The sequence below is a fragment of the Flavobacterium sp. genome (assembly GCF_028689845.1).
Classification (GTDB): Bacteria; Bacteroidota; Bacteroidia; order Flavobacteriales; family Flavobacteriaceae; genus Flavobacterium.
In genome coordinates, this window is record NZ_JAQVCH010000001.1 from 171,880 (window position 1) to 191,777 (window position 19,898).

Below are 19,898 nucleotides of genomic sequence, written 5' to 3' on the forward strand. Positions count from 1 at the left end.
CAAATATAACAGATTAAAATTTGCTAAAATTTGATATAAATCAGGTTTTGATTATTTTTCGATATTGACAATCAATATCCATAATTCTTCTGTAAAAGTATTGTTTAGTTTATTCTGTTGCAATGCTTCTGCAGCCTCTCGGCTATTGACAAAGTCCAAATAAACATACATAAAATTATTTTCGGGATTCGTAAAATAATTCGGATTGAGTCCTTCATCGCGTAAACGCATCATAAATTTAGCTGCGTTTACCCGTTCGTTAAATACATTGGCGACTAAATAATAACCTTTTGGAACATCAATATTATTTAGGATTTGAACCGATTTAGAAAAAGGTTCTACCATTGGTTTGGGTTTATCCGTTGTTTTTTTAGGTTGCGGAACTTGAACCACTTTTGTTTCGGCTTCCTTTTTTGTGGGTTGACTCGCTTTAATTGGAACTATCGTTTCTTTACTTGGCAAAGGCGTTGGTTTTTCAACGGTTTTAGTTTGTGTGGCCAGCGGTTTTTCAGCTGGCTGAATGACTTCTTTTACTGCTGTAGGTGCTGGCATCGTCACTTCTTCTGCTTTTGCAACAATTTCTTTGTTTGTTTTTTTGTCTATCAGTTTAAATTTCTTGTCTTCATACACTAATTTGGTTGTATCTGCCGGTTCGTCAAACTGAATAGGAGATGGTTTTACTTCAAGTGTTAACGCACAATGAAATAGGTAAAAAACATCGCCCGAAGATTTAAATCGAATTCGAGCATCTGTTGCTTTGTTTCCAATTTTTGAATTTTTTGGATTATATAATGTGGTCAATAAAGCATCATAACCGAGTGTGTTTTTACTGTCGGGAATGCGATAGCGAAAATCTTCATCTTCTATCGTAATGGTACTATCAAAGAAATTACTGTATTTTCTGGTCAATGTTTTAATGTTGGAAAGACTTGGGTTTGTTGACGAGCTAAACATCAACAAATCGCCATCCACATTTAAATCGCCTTCTAAAGCAGAGCAAGCTAATTTAACAACCACATCGCCTTCTGCTTTGGTTTCAAAATTTTTAAAAAAGATATCAATACTGTTGCTTGAAGCTCCACCAAATCCATCATGAGAGGTAATATACTTTTCAGACATGGATAAATCTTCATACACAAAAAGAATTGTCCAACCTGCGGCAGATCCACCAATCAGTGTTCCTTGCGTTGCTTTAACATTGGCAACGGTATAAAATCCAAACGGATTTTCTAATTCTTTTACATAATCGGTGATGTCGGCATAAACAGCATAAGGAGCCACTTCTTTAAAATTTTTATCTTTGATTCCGTCAAAAATAACTTCACCTTTAATGGGTTGATAATCATTTTTTGTGGGAAATTTTATAAGGATTTCATCAAAAGCATGTCTCTCTTTATCAAAAGCAACAAATTTATCTTCTCCTTTTTTGTAGCCACTTTCAAATTTATAAGTCGCCGACCAATATAAACCGGCATAAATAATTTTTTTTGTTTCTTCTTTTTTTAGAAAAAGTGCCGCACTACTCGAAGAAAAGGTTTCTTCAACATTGTCAATGTCAATGTATTCCATGTCCATTTCATCATTAGATGGCGTTTCAAATGATTTTTCGTTAAATGGCATGTTTGTCGAATTTTTCCGATCAATTCTATTAAGAATAGAATTCGCAATAATAGTCATGTCTCCTTTTACATTTGCTTTATATCGCTCTTTAAAGGGTGTTACTAACTGTGCGTGACTCCAACCGGAGAAAATAAAAAAAACAACTAAAAGTATGCTTTTACAACTTTTCAGATTCATATACTTCCTCATTATGAATAATATAAACCGTGGCGTTTATACAATTTTGGCCACAAAGGTAAGAAAGGCGAACGAGAATAAATTAATTTTTAGCCATTAAAGTAAGAAAATAAGGTGTTTTTGAATACATGGAAAAGAATTTGATTATTTGATTAGAATTTGAGACAAAAACTATTAAATCTTCCTCTTTTTTCAGGTAAAAAATAGTTTATATTTGCGTTATGCAGTTTTCAGAGATTATCGGACAAGAGCATCTTAAAAGCCATTTGATGCAAAGTATTCAATTGGGAAGAATTCCACATGCACAACTATTTGTAGGTCCCGAAGGTTCAGGCACTTTACCGATGGCCATTGCTTATGCCCAATATTTGTTGTGTGCCAATACCGGATCAGAAAATTCGGGAGGAAATGAGGCGTGTAATTTAAAATTCAATCATTTTGGTCATCCTGATTTACATTTTATTTTTCCAACAGTTACAACAGAAGATGTAAAAAAGAAACCTAAAAGCATGGATTTCGGAAAGGAATGGCGAGAATTTTTGAATCAAAATTATTACGGCAGTTTATTTGATTGGTATAAAATATTAGACGTTAAAAACAAACAAGGTGAAATTAGAGTAGACGACGCTCAAGAAATTTTACGGCTATTTTCTTTAAAATCGTATGAAGGTGGCTATAAAGTCATGATTATTTGGATGGCCGAAAAATTAAATATTGAGGCGTCTAATAAACTACTCAAAATTTTAGAAGAGCCTAATGACAAAACGGTTTTTATTTTGATCACTGAAAACGAAGAAGATTTGATACAAACCATTCGTTCGCGTTGCCAACTACTAGAGTTCAACCGCCTACCCGAACAATTAATTGCGGATGCCTTAGTATCACGTCAAAAACTAGATTCAAAAGAAGCTTTGAAGATTGCTCATCAAGCTCAAGGAAATTATAACAAAGCCTTAAAATTACTAAGCGATAATGACGAAGAATTGCCTTTTGAACAATGGTTTGTCATTTGGGTTCGTGCTGCCTTTAAAGCGAAAGGAAATGCTGCTGCTATTCATGAATTAATTGAATGGAGTGAGGAGATTGCCAAAATTGGTCGAGAAGCCCAAAAGAAATTTTTGACGTATTGTTTAGAAATGTTTCGCCAAGCGTTATTATTAAATTATCAAGCTACGGAATTGGTTTATTTAGAACCAAAAGTGGAAAAATTCAAACTAGAAAACTTTGCTCCGTTTGTCAATGGAAACAATATTATAGCGATTTATCAAGAATTGAATGATGCCATTTATCACATTGAACGCAATGGCAATGCAAAAATAATTTTAACGGATTTGTCTATCAAACTGACTCGTTTAATTCATAAAAAATAACCCCATGAATAATCCTGCTTCTTTTTTTATCTTATTATTGTTAACTATTACTTATTTGCAATCTAGCTATGATAAATTATTCTATTGGAAAGACAACGTCAATTGGTTAAACAGTCATTTTTCGAAAACATTTTTAAAAAATAGCGTGCCGTTTGTCTTGGCTGTAATTTTAATTTTAGAATTAATTACGGGTATTTTGGCTATTGCAGGGATGGTTCAACTGCTTTATAATGGTGAACGCGTTTACGGATTTTATGCTGCCGTATTGAGTTGTATTATTTTGGCTCTCTTGCTTTTTGGCCAACGATTAGCGAAAGATTACGATGGAGCTCGAACAATTGTTATCTACTATATTCCTTCTGTTTTAGCAGTGTTTTGGTTGAATTAATTAGTTTAAACTCGCTTTAAACAAACGCAATTCATCCCATGTGAATCGGTCGCCAACTTGTTCTTTTAAGCTATTTAAGCTTTCTTCTTTGTAGCCATAGAAAGCTTCCGTAAGTTGTTCTATCTTATCGCCTGGCATTACTTCTTGAATTTCAATTGTTCCTGCTTGAATTAATTTGCCCAAATGACCATAGATGGTTTGAGTGGTTAGCAATCGTATTTTTGCAATTTCGGAAATGGTTTTTTGTTGTTGCCACAATTCTAACGTTTCTTGCAACGTTGATTTTTTATCTGTTTTAGCTTTTTTCTTTTTCGGTAAATAATCGTACTGATTTTCTAACTCATCTTCTATTAAATCTTGATTAACCTTTTTAAAATGAGCTAGCACTTCGTTTAATTTTTCTGTTTTATAGAAGCGAATCGTGTCTGAAGAAAGGTTTACTTTATTGATTTCATCACCATTCATCATTGTTTTTAAAAGCTTAACCGCTTTTAATAATCGCAAAATAGTGGTGGTTAATTTTTCTTCTAAATCATATAGTTCTTGATAATATTCTTTCACCCGTTTAATCCGTTTGATTTCTTCCATTTTGAATAATAAATCAAACAAAATCTGGTCTAACTTCGGATAAAAATAAGCATAAGCAGCTGCCAAACGTTCTTCTATAAAAGAATAAGAAACGGTTTCGGCCAAAAACAAACGGTCTAATTGTATCCTAAATTTTTTGGAAGGTTCTACTAATTCACTGATGAGTTGTTCTTGTGCTTCTGCCCATTTCTGATGTTTTGTTTTCTCAGACTTTTCTGTATTTTCAAGATAACTAAAGCGGTGATTTCGCCATTCTTGAGCTAAGTTTACCCAATCAAAACTATTTTTAATGTACTGATGAATAAACTGTTTAGTTCCGTGTTGTAACGATTCGATTATTTTTTGTTCATCTGCTTTATTTTCAGCATATTGCATAACATTCTCATCATTAGAAATGCCATTCATTTGAATGGGTTTTAACAAAATCAAACCGTCTAATGAACGAAGTCGCGACAACGCCACATAGGCTTGACCAGGTAAAAACACTTGAGAAACATCTAAAACCGCTTTCTCAAAAGTGAGTCCTTGACTTTTATGTACCGTAATAGCCCATGCTAATTTGATAGGATAATGCACAAAAGTTCCAATTACTTCTTCATCAATTTCTTTGGTAGTGGCATTTACCGAATAGCGAATGTTTTTCCATTCGTATTTTTCTACTTCAATGGTTTTATTTTCTTCTGGGAAAAAAACTAATATTTCGGCTTCAGAAAGTGATTTGATAAAGCCCATTTTTCCGTTGAAATATTTTTTTTCTGGCGACAAATCGTTTTTAATAAACATAATTTGAGCCCCTACTTTCAATTCTAAAACCGCTTCTACTGGATAAATTTTTTCTGGAAAATCAGCTAAGATTTCTGCTTTATAATAACGTGCTTTTTCTGAAATTTCATTTAAAGAAGCATAATTTAACTGATCTGCTTTGGCATTATGCGTGGTTAGGGTGATGTAACCTTTATTCTTTTTAAGGTCAAAATCAGGCTGTACAAACTGGTTTAAAAGTGTAACATCAAGTTGCGATACTTGATTATTTCTCAAGTTATTCAAAACCCCAATAAAACGCTCGTCAGATTGTCTGAATATTTTAGATAACTCTACATATAAGGGCGGTTGTTCCTGAATAACGCGAGCATTAAAAAAGAAAATACCCCGGTAATAATTGCGTAACGTTTGCCATTCTTCGTTTTTGACAACCGGAGGCAATTGCTGTAAATCACCAATAAAAAGCAATTGAACTCCGCCAAAAGGAACATCATTTTTTCGAATTTTTCGTAAAGTAAAATCAATGGCGTCTAATAAATCAGCTCGTAACATACTCACTTCATCGATAATCAAAAGTTCCATGTTTTGGAGTACATTTTTCTTTTGACCACTCATCTTAAAGTGTTTAACGATCGTATTTTTAGTTTCGAATTTTTGATAATTGGAAATCGAAACGGAGGCTTGATATTCGGGAATAAATCCGCAAAGCGGCAGTTGAAACATTGAGTGAATAGTGACTCCGCCCGCATTTAAAGCGGCAATTCCTGTAGGAGCTACTACTACGGTGTTTTTGTGCGTAGTCTCAATAATTATACGTAATAAAGTCGTTTTCCCAGTTCCAGCTTTTCCCGTAAGGAAAATAGATTGTTGCGTTTGATTGATGAACTGAAGAACATGGCGTGCATCTTTTGTAATTTCCATTTGGCGTTTAATTTAAGAAGTGAAAATACAAAAATTTATGTAATAGCAAAAAAAGAAATAAAAAAAACCTCTCGCTTGGAGAGGTTTTAAACAATGAATTGGTTTTTTTATTATTTTTCTTCTTTCTTAGCTGTGGTATTGTCTTCTTTTTTAGCTTCGGAAGTTGAAGTTGATTTGTATTTATCGTTTAATAATTTAATCATTTCTTTCGTTACATCAAATTCATCTTTGGCATATAAAACAGAAGCAGCATCACCCGTTCCATAAATATAATCATAGCCCTTTTCTTTGCCATAATCTTTGATGAACTTCTTTACATCCTTCACAAGTGTATCCATTTCTTTTCCGCTTTCTTCTTGTAATTGACGTAAGATAGCTTGTTGCGCATAGGTTAATTCTTGTTCTTTTTTCTGTAACTCAGCTCCTTTTTGTTGAGCCCATTGTGGACCATAAGTTTGAGCATTTTTTTGAAAACTAGAAGCTTCTGTTCTAAAACGAGCTACTTCTGCCTCTAATTGTTTGCCCATTTCCTCTCCTTTTGTTTTATACTTTGCTTCAATATCTTTTGCTTCTGTATATTCCTCCATCAAAAGTGAGGTGTCTACATAAGCCGTTTTAAATACTTTTTGATCTGCCGATTTCTCACAAGAAGCTAAAGCTAAAAATAAAGCGAACACTAAAATTGATTTTTTCATTCTATTAATCTATTGTTTAAATTTTGGTAAAAGTAGTAATTCCGACTGAACTAACAAACACGTTTTTTACAACAAAAAAAGCTAGTATAATAAAAATTGATTACGAACCTGATTTTTATAAGTTACAGCAATCAGAAAAGGCTCTTTTAAAAGCGTTTTAAAGCATTATGTTTTATAAACCATAATGGCAATGGTTGTTGAGTCAAAAACGATTAGCAAATGCGTTAAATCAAGTTTCTAACTATTTTTGAAGATATAAATATGAGATGAATACTCTAAACTCTTTCTAGCCTTCAGATTAGATTGTAGTCCTATCCAAAAAGCAGCAATTGGATTCATTTTGCCTGTTTTATATTTTTCGGATAAAAGACTAACATAAAAACTATCGAACCACATTGGTTTTACCTCTTTCAGTTTTAAGTTTTGTAAAGCAAAAAGTTTTTCCATGGCCGTTTTAGAAAAATGCCATAGATGACGAGGCACATCATAAGCGGCCCAAAACTTACCATAATATGATGCATCATAAGATTTGAAGTTTGGAACTGCAATGATAATGGTTCCGTTTGGCTTGAGTAATCGCTTCAATTCTTTGATTTGCAATTCTAAATCAGAAACATGTTCTAAAACATGCCACATGGTAATCACATCGAAATAATTATCTTCTAATTCTTGGTAAGTTTCTACCAAACAGATTCCTTTTTGTTTGGAACTAATTTTAGCTTTTAGATTGGGTTCCATTCCGACTGCCTTCCATTGCTTCTTTTTTGCTTCAGATAAAAAATCACCTGTTCCACAACCAATATCTAAAACAGAACCTGAGCCAGAATGCCAATAATTAATCAATTGGACTTTTTGTTTAATGGCTCTTTTTTTTACTAATTGGTAAGCTTTTTCAAAAACACTTCTTTGACTATCAGTATGCGAAATATAATCGTCACTTTCATAATAACGAGCAAGAGCTTTGGCATCCGGTTGTGGATTCGTTTTCAACAAATCATATTCCGTCTCTAAAAGTAATTCAAATTCTTCTGCAGAAACAGAAAAATCCTTAACAACTAGATACGGTTTTTTTAAAAATTTCATGTCAAATAAATACTTTAATAGTTTGAAAGCCCTATCTACTGGGGTTATATGCAAATAGTTTCACGTGGAACAATCTAGTTAATAAGCAGTGAGCTATCGTCCCATATAAATTAATAAAATAGAAACGTCACTCGGCGAAACACCACTTATTCGTGAAGCTTGTGAAACCGTTACCGGACGAATTTTTTTAAATTTTTCTCGAGCCTCGAAGGACAACGATTTAATTTTGTCATAATCGTAATTTTCGGGTATTCGAATGTCTTCTAATCTTTTTAACTTATCGGCATTATTGCGTTCTTTTTCGATATAACCATTATATTTTACTTGAATTTCTGCCTGTTCAACCGTTTCATCATCCAACTGATGTATACTAATATATTCTTTTACTTTATCAAATTTAACTAGGTCTTCAAGGTCAATCTGTGGTCGTGAAAAAACTTTATACATTTTATCTGATTGCGTCATCGCAGCACTCCCTTTTTCTTCTAAAACCGGATTTGCCTCAACAGGAGAAAGACTAGTCTCCCGGAAGAAATTGACCATTTTTTCGGCCTCGTTAAATTTATATTCCATACGAATTAATCGTTCCTCTGAAGCTAAACCTAAATCAAATCCTTTTCGCGTTAAACGCTCATCAGCATTATCTTGACGCAATAAAGTGCGGTATTCTGCTCTCGAAGTAAACATTCGATAAGGCTCTTCGGTTCCTTTTGTAATTAAATCATCAATTAAAACGCCGATATAGGCTTCATCACGCTTTAAAATAAAAGGTTCACGTTCTTGTACTTTAAGAGCCGCATTAATACCGGCCATTAAACCTTGAGAAGCTGCTTCTTCATATCCTGTAGTTCCATTAATCTGACCAGCAAAAAACAAACCCTCCACTAATTTAGTTTCTAACGTATGTTTTAATTGTGTTGGGGGAAAGTAATCGTATTCGATAGCGTAGCCAGGGCGAAAAAACTTTACTTTTTCAAAACCTGCAACTGAACGTAAGGCTTTAAACTGAATTTCTTCTGGCAATGAAGTAGAAAACCCATTCACATAAACTTCAACGGTATTCCATCCTTCTGGCTCAACAAATAATTGGTGCCTATCTTTATCCGCAAAACGATTAATTTTATCTTCAATAGAAGGACAGTAACGCGGGCCCGTACTTTGAATTCTACCGTTAAACATTGGTGAACGATCGAAGCCTTCTCTTAGAATTGAATGAACATCTAGTGAAGTATATGTCATCCAACACGATTTTTGAATAGTTAATGGCTTGGATGAATCTAAATAGGAAAACTTATGCGGTTTTTCATCTCCTTTTTCCTCTCTCATTTTAGAATAATCTAAGGAACGACCATCAACCCGTGGTGGCGTACCTGTTTTCATTCTTCCCGCTTGAAATCCAACTTTTATTAAATCTTCAGTAATACCAAACGCGGCACTCTCTCCTGCTCGGCCTCCGCCAAACTGCTTATCTCCAATATGGATTAAACCATTTAAAAAAGTGCCGTTAGTCAACACCACTGTTTTGGCTCTAATAGTAATCCCTAATGATGTTCTTACACCAACAACACGATTATTTTCAATAACTAATCCCGCTACCATTTCTTGATAAAAATCAACATTTGGAGTTTGCTCTAATTTCCATCGCCATTCTTCTGCAAAACGCATTCGGTCACTTTGTACCCTGGGCGACCACATAGCGGGTCCTTTCGACTTATTTAGCATCTTAAACTGGATAGCTGTCTTATCTGAAACAATTCCAGAATACCCGCCTAAGGCATCAATCTCACGCACAATTTGCCCTTTTGCAATACCACCCATAGCAGGATTACAAGACATTTGTGCAATGTTTTGCAAGTTCATCGTAACCAACAAGGTTGAACACCCCATATTGGCGGCAGCGGCGGCGGCTTCTGAACCGGCATGACCCGCTCCTACCACTATAACATCATATTTTTCTAAAAACATATTTAAATTATCGTTGTTCCACGTGAAACATTTATACAGAAACTAATCACAACTGTTCCACGTGGAACAAGCCGATTTTTTCATCTTCTTTTTTTCGCATAAGAAGTGATTCCTCATCCGATTTATCTTTGTACCCACAATAATGTAAAACACCATGGGCCATCACTCTTTTTAATTCCTCTTCAAAATTAGTGTTGAAATCAGTTGCGTTATCACGAACTCTTTCAACGGAAATAAAAATATCTCCTTGTAAAAAATTTCCTTCACTGTAATCAAAGCTAATAATGTCGGTCAAAGTGTCGTGGTCAAGGTAATCGACATTGATTTTGTGCAAGTAATCATCGGCACAAAAAATATAATTGATTTCGCCTTCTTCTTTGCCTTCAGATTGAATTATAGTTGAAATCCATTTTTCATAGGAAGATTCGTTTACTAATTCAAAAGTAGTTTCGTAATTGAAATATATCATTCTCTTTTAAAGTATTCTTGTGCTTTTTGATTAAAATTTGGACGCAAAGGTAAGCTTTGTCTATTTAAAATCTCGACACTATTTAAATATTGTTGAAGTTCAGGCGATAATGGTTTGGCCTGATTAATAAACTCTTTTTTATTAGTTTCTGATTGTCGCTTAGAATCTTCGCCTTGTTGCTGGACTGCTTTTTCTAATTTGAGCATTTCATAATTGATGTTTAACATCCGCTGTAAAACTTCATTTTTAAATCCTTTATTTAATAGTTGCTTTTCGGCATCTTTCATTTGATCTAAAACTTTTTGACCTCCTGGTGTTAACCCTTGCTTTTCTAGTGCGTCTTGTAATTGCTCGCGTAGTCTTCTTTGTTCTTGATAAATTTCCATCAACTCTCTAGCATTTTCCTCACCGTCATTACTACCTTGTCCGCCTCCACCACCTTCACCAGGTTTATTTCCTTTTTGTTTTCCTTTGCTCTTTTCACCTTCTTTTCCACCTTCTTTTCCGCCAGGTTTATCCCCAGGTTTATCTCCGGGTTTGTCACCTTTTTCTCCGTCTCCAGGCTTCTCTCCTTTTTCCATTCCTTCTTTCATCTTATCAGACAAACCTTTTTGCTTTTGAATAATATCCGGCAATTGCATTCCGCCTTCCCCTTTTCCAGGTTTAGGTTTTCCTGCTCCTGAGCCAGACATTGACATTTGCATACTATTCATGATGTCAGAAAGAAAATCGGCTAAACGGTTCGATGCCGCAATGGTATATTGCTGATGTGAAACACCTTTCGGAATGAAAGCTTCTGCTAAAGATTCTAGTGATTTGTCCACATTGTAATGTACATTTCCAATCTCCTCTGTGACTTTTTCAGTAATCATGGCATTGCGAAGAGACATCGCGAATAAGCTATCGTCTACGTGCTTGAACTGTTGTTTTAAATCTTGTTGTTGCTTCAAAAACTTGTTATAAGAAGGTGCTCCCTTTTTTAAACCTTTAAACTGTTTCATTAATTCTTCCTGAGAAAAAGAGAAAGCTAATAAGTTATCTAGAATTTGACGCATCATTTTTACGTCTTCTTGCATTTGTTCCATTTCGCCACTAGCCATCTTTTCTTGCATTTGTTGGCTCATCTGTTTCATTTTCTGAGCAGCACTTTTTTGCTTAGGTTTAGCCTTTTCTTTTTGCTCTTTTTGAAGTTCATCAGCTGCCTTTTGCATATCTTCTTCGATGCTTTTTTCTTGCTTTTCGTCAGAAGGAATATCGACTGGATTTTTAAGTTCTTTATTTTCCTTTTCTAAATCACGCAGTTCCTTTTTAATCTCTTCAAACTCCTTATTAATCTCTTGCTGCTTTGCAACTGTATTTTCTTTCTCTTGTGTAGTGAGTTTCTCTTGCTTATCAGCTAATTTATCAATTTTAGAAGCAAGTTGTTCCGCTTTCTTTTCAACATAATACTTCTTTGTCAATTCAACTAACTGTTCTAAGTTTTTTGTTTGGTCTTTGGAGCTTTGTTTAATTTTGTCCATTTTTTCAAACAATTCCAAATCATTTAATTTATTATTCAACTTTTCTAATTCGTCTAATAATTTTTGGTTTTTTTCGGTTTCTTTTTCAGCATTTTCAGCTCGTTTTTGTAATTCCTTTTTGAAATCGTCTTTTTGATCAGATTTAAATTCTTCTAAGTTTTTTTGTAATTTCTTAGTAAAATCTTTCATCATTTCCTCTTGCTGCTTTTGACGTTTAATGAAATCGTCAATCTTTTGTTTATCTTTATACTCCAGGTTATTCTTTTCTTTGCCTAATTTTTGAAGTTTATCTAAATCAGACAATTGCTTGTTTTGATTTTGAAGCGACTTTTGCAAGCTATTAATGTTGTCATTTTGTTGTTTTAATTGCTCTTCCTCTCGTTCGTCTTCTGTATTAATTCTGTCAGAAAAAGTAACCGATTTAGTGCTTTTAAATTGATGCAAAGCGTCATTATCAAACACTTCAAAATAGTATTCATACGATACTCCTTCTTCTACGGGTAAATTGCCTGGAAAAGAAAAAATGAATTGGTCAAAAAGCGACTGACTAACCGGCAAAGAGGACTTTAAAGCTGCCTTTTCATTATTTTTGGGATAGTAAACCACTTGAAGTTTATAAAGCCCAATATCATCAGAAACTTGACCAATTACGATATTCTTTTCTGTTTTAAGACTGTCAGGAGCCGCCGTAACAGCAATCGATGGATATTGGTCTTTGATTACTGCCAATTGATAATTTAACTTTTCATAGTTTTTAACTTTAGAATTAGAGGTAAGAAGCTGATATTCTGTATTTTGAAAAATATTCTTACTTAATTTAAACGTTGAATTTTCTTTTGAAAAAGTTGAAAATTGATTATTTTCTACATATTGAATTTGGTTAGTAGCAACTGCTTCTATGTTCCATATAATTTTTGTTCCTTCTGGTACAATTGCATTTCCAGAACCTTTTAAAACTTCTGATTTTCGTTTTAAATATGCTGGAAACTGCAAAGTCATTTCGAAATTAGAAATAGTTGGAACGGCTACAACCGCTAATTCAAAATCGTCTGAAACAACCTCATTGGCTTGAATATGAAATTGTATGTTTTTATTAGGTTTAACAAAGCGGTACTCAAAAATTCCAACTTTGGTATTCTCCATAAAATAGGTTTCCTCGTTTACAACCAAAATTGCTTTTTCAGGTAAAACACTTCCTGTTGCTTTTATTTGAAGGATAAAGTCGTTTCCTTGTTCGGTTTGTAATTTATCGTTGAGCAACACAAATGAAAAAGGAGCTGGCGGGGTAAATTTTTCGTTATAGCGAACCATCCGATGCATACTTTCCGCAATAATATTTTGATTGCCAGAAACAAAAAAGAAAGCCAAAAATAAGATAGGGACAATCGCCCAAGGTAAAAATTTTGCGTTTTTCTTATAATTTATTGCATTTCCAAAAGGAATGGGTTGCAACGTTTTTGCTTTTTGTTCAATCGAAGCTAAAAGCAATTCCGATTGATTTCCTTCTTGAGCTAATTGCAAAAAATTCGTCAGTTTATCACTTACTTCCGAGAAGTGATTGCCAATGATGGAGGAAGCTTGTTTATAATCAATTCCTTTTTGAAGTTTATTCAACTTAAACAACGGAAATAGAATAAATCGTGCTAACAAAACCAATTCAACAGCAATAAACAACCAAAATAGAATTGTTCTTCCCGTGGGTTTTAACCATAAAAAGTATTCAATAAAAAGGGTTACTAAAAAATACAACAATCCTAAACCAACAAAGAAAATTAATCCTTTGAGTAGTTCATTCGCGTAATACTTTTTAATAAAAGCTTCTAATTTATCGTATATCAGTGATTTTGTTTCCAAATAATTGGTTCTTTGCTTATAACCGATAAAAGTACAATTTTATTTTTTAGTCAAAAGTTAAAAGTTTTCTAATGAAATTAACAGCTGTAAGCACTATTGGGATATGAATTTGACAAATTTTCACAAATAAAATTTGGAAACTGTATCTTTGCACAAATTTAAAAAAACATGTCAAAACCTGTTCGTGTACGATTTGCTCCAAGTCCAACTGGACCTTTACATATTGGTGGTGTTAGAACCGCCTTATTTAATTATTTATTCGCCAAAAAAAATAACGGTGTCTTTTATTTACGAATTGAAGATACGGACCAAAACCGCTTTGTTCCAGGAGCCGAAAATTATATTTTTGAAGCCTTGGAATGGCTTGGAATTTCGCCATCTGAAACGGTTGGAAAAAACGAAAAATTTGGTCCTTATCGCCAAAGTGAACGTAAAGAAATCTATAAAAAATATGCAGACCAATTAATTCAATCAGGTTGGGCTTATTATGCTTTTGATACTGCCGAGACGTTAGACGCTCATCGCAAACAACATGAAGAACAAGGAAAAACCTTTATTTATAACTGGCATAATCGCGAGAAATTAGATACTTCGTTAGTAATTGCTGAAGAAGAAACCGCTAAACGAATTGCCAATGGCGAAGATTTCGTTATTCGTTTTAAAACACCAGTAGATGAAACCTTGCATTTAACAGATATTATCCGTGGCGACATTAAATTTGAAACGAATTTATTAGATGATAAAGTTTTGTTTAAAAGCGATGGCATGCCAACCTATCATTTAGCCAACATTGTAGATGATCATTTGATGGAAACGTCGCATGTGATTCGAGGTGAAGAATGGTTGCCTTCGCTTCCACTTCATGCTTTACTTTACCGGGCTTTTGGTTGGGAAGCACCTGAATTTGCTCATTTACCGTTGATTTTAAAACCCGTTGGAAATGGAAAATTATCCAAAAGAGATGGTGATAAATTAGGTTTTCCCGTTTTTCCATTGGAATGGAAAACAGAAGAAGGAATATCCTCTGGCTATAGAGAAAATGGATTTTTTCCAGAAGCTGTAGTTAACTTTTTAGCTTTATTAGGATGGAATGATGGTACTGACCAAGAACTATTTTCTTTAGAAGAATTAGCAGATAAATTTGATTTAAATAGAGTTCACAAAGCGGGAGCGAAATTTGATCCGGATAAAAATAAATGGTTTAATCACCAGTATTTACAAAAGCAAAGTGATGAAGAGTTGGCGGGAAGTTTTTCTTCAATTTTAAAAGAAAGAGGAATTTCTGTTGAAAATAATAAACTAATCAAAATTGTTTCATCCATAAAAGAAAGAGCTCATTTTGTAAACGAATTTTGGGATTTAGCCGATTATTTCTTTGTTGCACCAAAATCGTATGATGAAAAAGCAGCTAAAAACTGGAAAGAAGAAACACCGACTTTGATGAAAAAAGTTATTGCTGTTTTAGAATCGATAGAAGATTTCAGTTCGATGAATATTGAAACACTTTTAAAAGAGTGGATGACAGCAAACGAGATTGGAATGGGGAAAGTTATGCAGCCGTTGCGTTTAAGCCTTGTAGGGGCTTTAAAAGGACCGCATTTGTTTGATATTATTGAAATGATTGGCAAAGAAGAAACGGTTAACAGAATGCAAAATGCAATCGACCGTTTGTAACAACTGGAATTATAATACTCAAAACGTCCGAGAAATGATATTCTTGGGCGTTTTTTTTATAAATAAAAGATAATATTTCCAGCCAAGACGCCAATATGTCCTTTTAAATCGCCATCCGCTTTAACAGAAATTCCTTCTTGTTTATTCAAATTATTCAACATGTTGGTCACCCCGTATTGATAAGAAACGTTTAATCGAACGTTTTCAAATCCGCCCGTTAAACCAATTTGAACATTAAAATTAATTGGCGTAATTTCTTTTAAATCTTTAATTTGAAGTAACTCGTTATTGGTAATAAGATAATTTTCATCTGATTTATCATATTTCAACTCACTATTGACTTGTAAAACAGGGCCCGCATCAATTGAAAAAGCACTTTCGGCAATTCGGTAGCTTAATAATAAATGTATTTGTACCGCCATCAGGCTTACGTCCACTTCTTTGGTTGAAGTTAACGTGTTGGTTTCGATAGCAAATTTATTATCGGTAAAATTCATCCCATAAACCATCGCAAAACTATTGTAGTAATTTCCACGAATGGCTAAACCGCCCGTCCAACTTGTTTTGGGTGTGACATTAAAACTATCCGTAAATAAATCCGTTTGATTAATTCCGAGACTAATCCCAATATGATTAAAATCACCTCTTCCATATTGTGCAAAAGCCACTGAAAATTGACAAAGAAAAACAACCGCAACTAAACATCTTTTCATAATTCGTCCTTAATAATGTAACAAACTTACGAGAATATTCGTATCATTACGTATAACTTAAAATTATTTTTTATGATTCCTACGTACATTATTATTGTAGTACTGGTTTTTTTACTTTTGGCATCGTTCTTCACCGTTAAACAACAAACCGCAGCGATTATTGAACGATTCGGAAAATTCAACAGTTCTAGACAGTCTGGATTACAACTAAAAATTCCAGTTATTGACCGAGTAACTGGTCGAATTAACCTTAAAATTCAACAATTGGATGTGATTATTGAAACAAAAACGAAAGATAATGTTTTTGTGAAAATGAAAGTTTCGGTTCAATTTAAGGTGATTCAAGAAAAAGTATATGAAGCTTTTTATAAATTAGAATACCCGCATGATCAAATTACGTCGTATGTATTTGATGTGGTTCGTGCCGAAGTTCCAAAATTAAAATTAGATGATGTTTTTGAACGTAAAGATGACATTGCAATTGCCGTAAAACGCGAATTGAATGAAGCAATGACATTATATGGTTATGACATTATTAATACGTTGATAACGGATATTGATCCAGATATTCAAGTTAAAAATGCGATGAACCGAATTAACGCTGCCGATCGTGAAAAAACGGCTGCCGAATATGAAGCAGAAGCAGGAAGAATTAGAATTGTAGCCAAAGCGAAAGCAGAAGCAGAAAGTAAAAGACTACAAGGACAAGGTATTGCCGATCAACGTAGAGAGATTGCTCGCGGTTTAGTAGAATCAGTTGATGTTTTGAATCGCGTAGGAATTAATTCGCAAGAAGCCTCCGCTTTGATTGTAGTGACGCAACATTATGATACGCTTCAAGCGATTGGTGCCGATGCAAATAGTAATTTAATCTTATTGCCCAATTCGCCACAAGCTGGTAGCGAAATGCTAAACAATATGGTGGCAAGTTTCACGGCGAGTAACCAAGTTGGTGAATCGATGAAACGAGCAAATAGCAATAAACGTATTGTAAAACCGAATTCGAAAGATGAGTTTGGAAGTGAACAAGAAAAGGAATAAAGAAAAAGGGGCTTAAGAGCCCCTTTTTTTATTAAAAAACCATTGTATTAAAAATGGTGAAATAAACTTTATAATTCTACTTGAACTTTTTGGAATGTTAAGATGTAATAATCCAGAAAGCAGGTTTCGGGCAGATAAACTTTCCTTTGTTCGTTGTACATGTAAAACTATTTTTTGATAATGAATTTCACGTTCAATCTTTGAAATCTCAATAGCTCGATCTAATTGTTCAAAACTGGTATAAATTTTAGGCTGCATGATTTAGTCGTTAAAAAAGATTTCTGAAAATTTGGCCATCACTTTCCCTTCAATTAATTTGTCTTTTATAAGTAAAAAAGCAATCGTTAAAAGCAAATATACACCTCCGATAATTAAAAAACCATAAGCTAAATTATCAAAGGCATGGCCAATGGCAATCGCTCCTGCAATGGATAAAAACAATAATACCATTGCTAAACAAAGTAGCATTATCAAAAACTTGAGAATAACAAAAGTCGATTTCATAGCGACTTTAAAACCCCACAATTTATAATAAGAGACGCTACTTTCTAAATAGGCTTTGGTTTCCTGTTGGATTTGCTCCACTTCCTCTTTTAATTCTTCAAACGCCATACTTATTTTTGTAATTTAGCATTCTGTGTTTTTAATTCGGCCAACTTTCGTTCTAAGAACGTAATTGCTTCTTCGGTTTTATAACTTCCATCTGACAAAGCCTGCTCAAACGAATCCTCTATAGAAGATTTGGCATTTGTTGCTTTGGTTTGAAGATAAGAAAGCACGTCTTCATATTTGTGCACGATATCTTCACCCGACTCTTGCAATTTGTTTTTTATTTTTTTCCGGGTTTCAGAACCTTTATCAGGTGCAATTAAAACTCCAACTCCAACTCCAACGGCTGCTCCTACTAAAAGGGCCAAAACCGTATCTCCAGTATTCTTTGACATGATATTTAATTTTTAAATTTATATTAATCTAAAGTTACATAAAAAATACCAATTATTCAAATTAACCTTTAAAAATTGGTTTTTATTTAAGAAAAAACGCCATAAATGCTTTCTGGTTGCTTAATTAAGTCAAAGTTGTCTTGCGGCATTTACAGAATGAGAAAACGCATTAAAAGCAAAACACAGAGCCTGTTTTTAATCTACAAAAACTATTGCTTTGTTTGTATTGATAGTTTTTGTCAATAATAATAAAATCCCGAACAAATCGGGATTTTGATAAATATAATTGATGGGTTGGAAATTAATCTTTTGAATCAACTTTTGCCCACGTATCTCTTAATCCAACCGTTTTATTGAAAACCAATTTTTCTGCAGACGAATCTTTATCCACACAATAATAACCTAATCGTTGAAATTGAAAGTGGTCTAATTCTTTAGAGCTTACTAAACTTGGTTCAACATAACCCGTAATTACTTCCAACGAGTTCGGGTTAATGTATTCTTTAAAATCTACTTCTTTATTTCCATCAGGATTTTCATGGGTAAATAATCGATCATACACTCGCACTTCTGCTTTTACCGCATGTTTTACAGAAACCCAATGAATCGTGCCTTTTACTTTTCTTTGACTAGCTTCTGAACCACTTCCAGACTTTGTATCAACATCATAGGTACAATGAATTTCAGTAATATTGCCTTCCGCATCTTTTACAACGGATTCACCTTTAATAAAATAGGCGTTTTTTAAACGTACTTCCGTTCCTAAAGTCAATCTAAAAAACTTCTTATGAGCTTCTTCTTGAAAGTCTTCTCTTTCAATATATAATTCTCTAGAAAAAGGCAATTGACGATAGGTCATGACTTCATCTTCTGGATTATTTTCTGCTTCTAGCCATTCTTCTTGATCTTTTGGATAATTAGTAATTATCAATTTAACTGGGTTTAAAACCGCCATCACGCGAGGTGCTACTTTATTTAAATCTTCGCGAACACAAAATTCTAATAAAGAAACATCGATTAAATTTTCTCTTTTTGCAATACCTATGGTTTTTGCAAAATTACGAATTGCTGCCGCTGTAATTCCACGACGTCGCATACCTGAAATCGTGCTCATACGAGGATCATCCCAACCGGTAACATGCTTTTCTTCCACTAATTGTGCTAATTTTCGTTTAGAAACAACAGTATGAGAAAGATTTCTTCGTGCAAACTCACGTTGTTTAGGTCTAACTTTTGATTCGTCATAAATTTGATTTAAAAACCAATCGTATAATTCACGATGTGGTAAAAACTCAAGCGTACAAAATGAATGTGAAACTTGTTCTAAATAGTCACTTTCACCATGAGCCCAATCGTACATTGGATAAATACACCAATCATTCCCAGTTCGATGATGATGTGCATGCATAATTCTATACATAATAGGATCACGCATTAACATATTGGTTGCACCCATACTAATTTTAGCACGTAAAACGTGAGTTCCTTTCTCGAATTCACCATTTTTCATGCGTTCAAATAAGTCTAAATTCTCTTCAATAGAGCGATTTCTATACGGAGAATCCGTTCCTTTTTGAGTTGGAGTTCCTTTTAGAATAGCCATTTCCTCTGAAGAAATACTATCGACATAGGCTTTATCTTTTTTAATTAGCTCAACTGCCCAATCGTATAGTTGTTGGAAATAATCGGAAGCATAACACTCCTTTTCCCATGAAAAACCGAGCCATTGTACATCTAGTTTAATTGCGTCAACAAATTCTTGTTCTTCTTTGGAAGGATTGGTATCATCAAAACGCAAATTTACAGGTGCTTGATAATCAATTCCTAATCCGAAATTTAAACAAATCGCACTCGCATGACCAACATGCAGATAACCATTTGGTTCTGGCGGAAAACGAAAACGGAGTTTTTCTTTTGGAAAACCATTTTTTAAATCTTCTTCGATAATTTGTTCAATAAAATTGAGTGACTTTTCTTCTGACATAATCGGGATTAATGAGCTACAAAAATACAGAAAAAAAAATCGTCCTACTGAAAATGATTTTTAAAAAAAAATCCGTTGAAATGCAATCTGTTTTTTTTATCCTCGACGAACGGTGTTAACGCTTACGGTT

16 protein-coding genes are annotated in these 19,898 nt (G+C 33.8%); 4 read left to right on the forward strand and 12 right to left on the reverse strand.

The annotated features are described in order from the left end of the window. Positions 1-51: 51 nt before the first annotated feature. Entirely contained in the window at positions 52-1,797 is a 1,746-nt protein-coding gene (locus PHR76_RS00640) for a hypothetical protein (RefSeq protein ID WP_300057217.1), read from the reverse strand. Between the two features lie 221 nt (positions 1,798-2,018). Between PHR76_RS00640 and PHR76_RS00645 the strand changes: the two genes are divergently transcribed. Together PHR76_RS00645 and PHR76_RS00650 are read left to right on the forward strand one after the other, a co-directional pair. Next, complete coding sequence (locus PHR76_RS00645) at positions 2,019-3,167, forward strand: DNA polymerase III subunit delta' (protein WP_300057219.1); 1,149 nt, start codon at positions 2,019-2,021, stop codon at positions 3,165-3,167. A gap of 4 nt (positions 3,168-3,171) precedes the next feature. Beyond that, on the forward strand, positions 3,172-3,555 hold the full coding sequence (locus PHR76_RS00650) for a DoxX family protein (protein ID WP_300057221.1): 384 nt from the start codon (positions 3,172-3,174) through the stop codon (positions 3,553-3,555). On the opposite strand, the gene PHR76_RS00655 is transcribed toward PHR76_RS00650, so the two are convergent. From PHR76_RS00655 to PHR76_RS00680, 6 genes are all read right to left on the reverse strand, one after another. After that, positions 3,556-5,826 (reverse strand): helix-turn-helix domain-containing protein, encoded by a 2,271-nt coding sequence (locus PHR76_RS00655; RefSeq protein ID WP_300057224.1) that lies wholly within the window; start codon positions 5,824-5,826, stop codon positions 3,556-3,558. A gap of 110 nt (positions 5,827-5,936) precedes the next feature. Further along, positions 5,937-6,521 (reverse strand): OmpH family outer membrane protein, encoded by a 585-nt coding sequence (locus PHR76_RS00660; protein WP_300057226.1) that lies wholly within the window; start codon positions 6,519-6,521, stop codon positions 5,937-5,939. Between the two features lie 237 nt (positions 6,522-6,758). Next, positions 6,759-7,604: a class I SAM-dependent methyltransferase gene (locus PHR76_RS00665; RefSeq protein ID WP_300057228.1), complete on the reverse strand. Its 846-nt coding sequence runs from the start codon at positions 7,602-7,604 to the stop codon at positions 6,759-6,761. Between the two features lie 93 nt (positions 7,605-7,697). Continuing rightward, complete coding sequence (gene mnmG / locus PHR76_RS00670) at positions 7,698-9,569, reverse strand: tRNA uridine-5-carboxymethylaminomethyl(34) synthesis enzyme MnmG (RefSeq protein ID WP_300057230.1); 1,872 nt, start codon at positions 9,567-9,569, stop codon at positions 7,698-7,700. A gap of 46 nt (positions 9,570-9,615) precedes the next feature. Then, complete coding sequence (gene ybeY / locus PHR76_RS00675; protein WP_300057232.1) at positions 9,616-10,038, reverse strand: rRNA maturation RNase YbeY; 423 nt, start codon at positions 10,036-10,038, stop codon at positions 9,616-9,618. Then, a complete protein-coding gene (locus tag PHR76_RS00680) occupies positions 10,035-13,412 on the reverse strand; it encodes a DUF4175 family protein (RefSeq protein WP_300057234.1) in 3,378 nt (1,125 codons plus the stop codon). The genes ybeY and PHR76_RS00680 overlap by 4 nt, the downstream gene beginning before the upstream one ends. A gap of 168 nt (positions 13,413-13,580) precedes the next feature. On the opposite strand from PHR76_RS00680, the gene gltX reads away from it, so the two are divergent. Beyond that, positions 13,581-15,086, forward strand: coding sequence for a glutamate--tRNA ligase (gene gltX / locus PHR76_RS00685; RefSeq protein WP_300057236.1), 1,506 nt, complete (start codon positions 13,581-13,583; stop codon positions 15,084-15,086). A gap of 56 nt (positions 15,087-15,142) precedes the next feature. Here gltX and PHR76_RS00690 read toward each other — a convergent pair whose 3' ends face one another. After that, a complete protein-coding gene (locus PHR76_RS00690; RefSeq protein WP_300057238.1) occupies positions 15,143-15,799 on the reverse strand; it encodes a PorT family protein in 657 nt (218 codons plus the stop codon). A gap of 72 nt (positions 15,800-15,871) precedes the next feature. On the opposite strand from PHR76_RS00690, the gene PHR76_RS00695 reads away from it, so the two are divergent. After that, entirely contained in the window at positions 15,872-16,840 is a 969-nt protein-coding gene (locus PHR76_RS00695) for an SPFH domain-containing protein (protein WP_300057240.1), read from the forward strand. A 12-nt stretch (positions 16,841-16,852) separates the two neighbouring features. Here PHR76_RS00695 and PHR76_RS00700 read toward each other — a convergent pair whose 3' ends face one another. From PHR76_RS00700 to PHR76_RS00715, 4 genes are all read right to left on the reverse strand, one after another. Further along, complete coding sequence (locus tag PHR76_RS00700; RefSeq protein WP_300057243.1) at positions 16,853-17,098, reverse strand: DUF6327 family protein; 246 nt, start codon at positions 17,096-17,098, stop codon at positions 16,853-16,855. Positions 17,099-17,101: 3 nt separating this feature from the next. Beyond that, positions 17,102-17,452 carry a competence protein gene (locus tag PHR76_RS00705; RefSeq protein WP_300057245.1) on the reverse strand — a complete coding sequence of 117 codons (351 nt, stop codon included), beginning with the start codon at positions 17,450-17,452 and terminating at the stop codon, positions 17,102-17,104. A 2-nt stretch (positions 17,453-17,454) separates the two neighbouring features. After that, entirely contained in the window at positions 17,455-17,784 is a 330-nt protein-coding gene (locus PHR76_RS00710; RefSeq protein ID WP_300057247.1) for a YtxH domain-containing protein, read from the reverse strand. Between the two features lie 301 nt (positions 17,785-18,085). After that, a complete protein-coding gene (locus PHR76_RS00715; protein ID WP_300057508.1) occupies positions 18,086-19,771 on the reverse strand; it encodes a glutamine--tRNA ligase/YqeY domain fusion protein in 1,686 nt (561 codons plus the stop codon). Positions 19,772-19,898 lie beyond the last annotated feature (127 nt).